The 589-nt window shown below is 48.0% G+C and carries 1 pseudogene; it reads right to left on the bottom strand.

Going from position 1 to position 589, the window contains the following annotated elements:
• Positions 1 to 589 (bottom strand): annotated as a pseudogene (locus tag R7O13_RS28970) (HAAAP family serine/threonine permease); the annotation flags it as partial.

Raw genomic sequence — 589 nt, 5'->3', positions numbered from 1 at the left:
CGAATGCGATAAGCATGATGCTCGTGCGACGTAAAATCAGTTCGGCTTTTGCATCGGCATCATCGCCGTAGTGTCGGCGCTGAACATTGGCAAAGCTAGAGATCGCTGCTGCATGGCTAAACGAGAAAATCACAACAGGAACGGCTAACCACATTGTGCTCGCAAACGCACCCATGTCCGGTGTATCAAGCACGGGCATTGTCCAGTTCGGCATTAAGTAGAATGAGAGGAAAGCGAGAATCGCAACAAGTGGGTACACCATAACGGCAAACGCGCGCAGCATCACTTTTTCGCCAGCCATCATAATGGCAATCAAAGCGAACACTAATACGCCCGAAAGTAGCTCGCGTGGTAAGGCTTCCATTCCCGCTTGGTTCACCATAAAGCTGTCTACAGTATTGGTGATGCCCACGCCGTAAATTAACAGGATTGGAAAAATCGATAGAAAATAAAGCAAAGAGATTGAACGTCCCGCTTTTGCGCCAAAGTGTTCTTCAACCACATCGGTAAAGTCGGCATTTTTGATCTTAGAAGACAATACAAAGCGCGCTAAACCGCGATGGGCGAGGTAAGTCATTGGAAATGCCAA

The organism is Vibrio sp. Y176, from assembly GCF_033438945.1.
Note: the sequence above shows the minus strand (reverse complement) of the source record. Positions and strands in the feature narration are given on the sequence as shown.